The 4,491-nt window shown below is 75.8% G+C and carries 4 protein-coding genes; 1 reads left to right on the forward strand and 3 read right to left on the reverse strand.

All coding sequences use genetic code 11. The features are described 5' to 3' along the window. Positions 1-76: 76 nt before the first annotated feature. From ACFCX4_RS34910 to ACFCX4_RS34920, 3 genes are all read right to left on the reverse strand, one after another. Positions 77-778: a DUF305 domain-containing protein gene (locus tag ACFCX4_RS34910; RefSeq protein WP_376151276.1), complete on the reverse strand. Its 702-nt coding sequence runs from the start codon at positions 776-778 to the stop codon at positions 77-79. A 44-nt stretch (positions 779-822) separates the two neighbouring features. Beyond that, positions 823-1,503 carry a DUF3105 domain-containing protein gene (locus ACFCX4_RS34915; protein WP_376151278.1) on the reverse strand — a complete coding sequence of 227 codons (681 nt, stop codon included), beginning with the start codon at positions 1,501-1,503 and terminating at the stop codon, positions 823-825. Positions 1,504-1,638: 135 nt separating this feature from the next. After that, positions 1,639-2,187 (reverse strand): hypothetical protein, encoded by a 549-nt coding sequence (locus tag ACFCX4_RS34920; RefSeq protein ID WP_376151280.1) that lies wholly within the window; start codon positions 2,185-2,187, stop codon positions 1,639-1,641. Positions 2,188-2,494: 307 nt separating this feature from the next. Here ACFCX4_RS34920 and ACFCX4_RS34925 point away from each other — a divergent pair, with 307 nt between their 5' ends. Further along, positions 2,495-4,255, forward strand: a complete 1,761-nt coding sequence (locus ACFCX4_RS34925) for a hypothetical protein (RefSeq protein WP_376151282.1) — start codon at positions 2,495-2,497, stop codon at positions 4,253-4,255. Positions 4,256-4,491: the final 236 nt, after the last annotated feature.

Here is a 4,491-nt window from a genome sequence, read left to right on the forward strand (position 1 = left end):
GGACGGAACCCTCCGTCCACCGCCCCGGCCGTTCCGGACCGCCCGCCGGGCCCGGTGGCCCGTGGCGGTCCGTGCGTCAGGAGGCGGGCACGCCGGGGGCGGCGCCGCGGTCCTTGAGCATGTCGGTGATCAGGCCGATCTCCGAGGTCTGGCCGTTCACCATCGACTGCGCGAGCCGCTTCTCGGTCGCGTTGCGCGCCATGTCGACGTAGCCCTGGGCCATGTCCACGCCGCCCTTGTGGTGCTCCAGCATCAGCTGCAGGTAGAGCACCTCGGCCTCGCGCCCGTTCAGCGAGCGCAGCTTGGCGAGCTGCGTGTTGGTGGCCATGCCGGGCATCAGCGAGCCGTCGTGCGGCTGGTAGTCGGCGCCGTGACCGTGGCCGCCCATCGACATCCAGGTCATCGGCCTGGCCGCGGAGTGCTGGGTGAGCCCCCACTGGTCGAGCCAGCCCATCATCATGCCGCGCTGGTTGGCCTGGGTGTTGATGATGTCGAAGGCCAGCGTGCGGGTCGCCTCGTCCGAGGTCCGGTCGCGGACGATGAACGACAGGTCCACCGCCTGCTGGTGGTGGGTCGACATGTCACGGGCGAACCCGGCCTCCGGCGAGTCGTCCGCCGGCGCGCTGACCGACGCGGACCCGGAGGCGGACGTCCCGCCCGCCACCAGGGCCGGCACCCCGAGCGCGAGGGCCAGCGCGGCGGCCAGCGCGGCCGGCCACCAGATCCGGCGGCGCGAGGCCGCCCGCCCGGCCTCGGCGGCGGTGTCGGCGCCGGTCACGGCCCCGTCCTCCGGCGCGGTGCGGGCGGCACCCCCGTCGGCGGTCACATCTGCCCCATCGAGCAGGAGGCACCCGGCTCCTGGGTCTGCTTGCCCTGGACGTACTTGGTGAAGAACTGGTTCACCCGGGGGTCGCTGGCGCTGTCCACGGTGAGCTGGGTCGACCAGGCGCTCAGCGTGATGGTGCCCTTCTCGTCCGGGTACGGGCTCAGCAGCGAGTACGGGGTGGCCTTCACCTTGTCCGACAGGGTCTTGATGTCGTCGGGCGTGGCCTTGCCGTTGTAGGTCACCCAGACCGCGCCGTGCTCCAGCGAGTGGACGGCGCGCTCGTTCTCGACCGGCTGCTCGTAGACGGTGCCCATGCAGTCGAGCCAGATCGCGTTGTGGTCGCCGCCCACCGGCGGGGTCTGCGGGTAGCTGACCTTCTCCTTGACGTGGTTGCGGCTCAGCTCGCCGAACTCCTGCACGCCGTCGATCGGGGCCGCGGCGGCGGCCTCCTTGGCCTTCTTCTCGTTGTTGGCGTCGACCACGATCCAGGTGCCGGTGGCTATCGCGGCGACCACCAGGACCGCGGCGACCGAACCGGCGATGAACTTGTTGCGGCGGTCACGGCGCTGCTCGGCGGCGCGCAGCTCGGCGATCCTGGCGCGGCGGTCGTTGCTCGCCTGCTTGCCGCTCGGCTTGTTGCCCTGTGCCTTGTTCGACTGCTTGGAGGCGGAACCCATGTCGGTGTCCTTGTCCCCACCGCGCATCGGGCGCGGCGGTCTGAAGAGGTGGCGGAAGGGGGGCGGATCCGTCGGTCCGTCCGCCCGGCGACGCGGTGGTCGGCGTGGCGGCCCGGGGCCGGCGGCGGGTTCCGCTCAGGACCGGTGTACTTGGAGTTCGTGCAGGTCGGGTGCGGGGTGCGGGCCGACCAGCAGTCCGGCGGGCACCACCCGGGGCAGTGCCTCGGGGGTCTCCGTCAAGGGCGCCGCCGCGGGTTGCGGGTGCGGCGGCGGATTGGGGAGCTGGGCGTCCTGGGCGCAGTACGGGTGGCTGGAGCAGCCGTTGTTGCGGTGGGGCGGGTCGCCGTCCACCGAGCACCAGGTCCAGTGCCGGTGGCTCTCCGAGCGGATCCGCTCGGAGAGGTTCTGCGGCGCGGCGTCCGGGCCGGTGGCGGCGGCGCCGTGGAGGTGGAACAGGGCGTCGGCGGCGGTGCGGGCCGACGGACCGGACGGGGGGCCCACCGGGGGGCCGGCCGGGACGGTCACCGGGAGGCCCGGCCGCTCCGCCGTGACCGCCTTGGCGTGCGCCGCGCACGGCAGCGCCGACAGCAGTCCGACCAGCAGCAGGATCCACAGCATGCCCACCGGGCGGGCCGCGAGTACGGCCCTCCCCGGTCGGGGGGTGCTGGGGGCCGACGCGGTCATGCGGACATTTAATCAGCCGAACGAGTGAAGCGAGTGCCTTCCAAGGTCCTCATTTTCGACCGCGGAGGCGTCGGAATACCCCGGAAACACCCTGGTCGGGGCGGTTCGGTCGACTGCGGGAGGAACGCAAACGAAACGGGCGGCGAACCCGGTGATCGGTATCGGCCGATGTGTGCACGGTTGTCGGCGAAACCCGGACAGCGTCCTTGCACTTGGGGACAATGACGTCGAGCCCGGCCCGCCGCCCGGGGCGGGGCCGGAAGCAGCGACCAGCGACCAGCGAGCAGCAGCGACCAGGAGCCGCCAGATGACCAAGCAGGGCGCACCCGCGCAGCAGCAGCACCGGCCGGAGGACGGCTGGTGGGACACGGTCTACGCGGGCCCGGCCGGCACCCTCCCCGACACCCCGGACGCGGAGGCGGGGGAGGGCAGCGTCGACGACTGGTTCGAGACGGCGGCCGGTCTCATCGGGCAGCAGCGGAGCGCGGCCGGGGAGAACGCGGGCGGCGGCGAGGCGGCGGGCGGGGCCGCGGGTGAGGCCCTGGTCGAGGTCGAGCCGGCGGGCGAGCCGGTCGAAGCGGTTGAGCCGGTGGAAGGGGTTGAGCCGGAAGCGCCCGGGCCGGTCGTGGCCGGGCCGGCGGCGCAGGTCGTGGAGGAGACGCGGGCCGCGGAGGAGGCACCGGAGCGGGACAGCATCGACGACTGGTTCGACACCGCCGTCGGCGTGATCGCTCCGCAGGGCCCGGCGGCGGAGTTCCCGCTCACCGGCGTTCCGGTCGCCGAGGCTCCGGCCGCCGACGAGACGCACCGCTTCCCCGCCCCCGCCTGGGCCAGGGACGCCCGGGTGCCGGAGCCGCGGGCCAAGCCCGGAGCGCCGAGTGCGCCGGAGGCCGGGCAGGAGGCGACGCCGGAACCCGGGCCGGCACCGGGGCCGGTCGTTGCCGAGGCCGAGGCCGCGGCTGTCGAACGGGAACCTGCGGTCCCGGTCCCGGATCCCGCTCCGGCCCCGGTTGCCGAGCCCGAGCCCGTTGCCGAGCCCGCACCGGTGGCCGAGCCCGAACCCGTCGCCGAACCGGAGCCCGTCGCCGGGCCCGAACCCGTCGACGAGCCGGTTGCCGTGGAGCCGCCCGCGCCCCGTCCGGTACCCCGTGCCGGACGGGGCGCCACCGCGTCCGCCGTCCCGCACGTCGGCGAGCGCCCGCCCACCTACGGCCCCGAGCCGACCGCGGTGCCCGAGGCCGACCCCGGCTCGCTGGGCGGCGTCGCCGCCGACACCGTGCTGGAGGGCGCCCAGTACGGCAGCACGACCCTGCGGGCGGTCTCCGTCCGCGGCGACTCCGCCCGCTACCGCGGCGAGCCCCGGCGCGACTCGCTGCTGCTGACCCGGTTCGGCGAGGGAACGGGGGGTCTGCTGCTCGCGGTGCTCGGTGCCTACGACAGCACCGGCCCGACCGCGGAGGCGGTCGCCACCGCGACCGCCGAGGCCTGCCGTCAGCTCGCCGGCGCGATCGGCCGCAGCCGCGAGGGGCTGGCCGCCGACCTGCGCGACGGCGCCCGCGACCGGCTCCGCTACGGCCTCCAGCGGCTCGCCCTGAGTGCCGTGGCCCCGCTCCGGGCCCTCGCGCCGGAGACGGACGGGGAGACCGACCAGGCCCCCGCCTCGCTGCACTGCCTGCTGGTCCCGCTCGATCCGGAGGCCGGCTACCGGGCGGCCTTCGGGGTCGGCCCGGGCGGGTTGTACCTGCTGCGCTCCGGCCACTGGATCGACGCCTACGCGGCCCGGCTGCTGCACCACCCCGACGGCCAGCCGCCGGCCCCGGAGACCCCGGTGCCGGGCCCGCGCCCGTTCCGCTTCCGGATGGTCCCGGCGACCCCGGGCGACATCCTGCTGCTCGCCACCCCCGGCCTGGCCCGCCCGGTCGCGGACGAGCCCGCCGTCGCCCACTTCCTGTCCTCCCACTGGGCCCACCCCCACCCCCCGGGCACCGTCGACTTCCTGCGTCAGGTCCAGGTCCGCGCCAAGGGCTACACCGACGACCGCACCGCCGCCGCCGTCTGGACCGAGTAGCCGCGGCCCGCGCGCGTGCCCGGCACCACCCTGCCGGGCACGCCCGGGCCCGCGTCCCGGCGGGCCGGCTTCCCGTGGTCCGGGTCGGGCAGCGGCTCGTCCGGGGCCTGCCGGCACTTCCCGGCCGGGCACGCCCGAACCTGCGCCCCGGCCGTCAGGGACCGTGTCGTCGCCGTCCGAGTCACCGGACTCCGGTGGCTGCGCCCCGTCGGGTCGGCCCCCGCGCCGCGCGGGGG

The organism is Kitasatospora sp. NPDC056327 (genome assembly GCF_042261735.1).
Taxonomy (GTDB): Bacteria; Actinomycetota; Actinomycetes; order Streptomycetales; family Streptomycetaceae; genus Kitasatospora.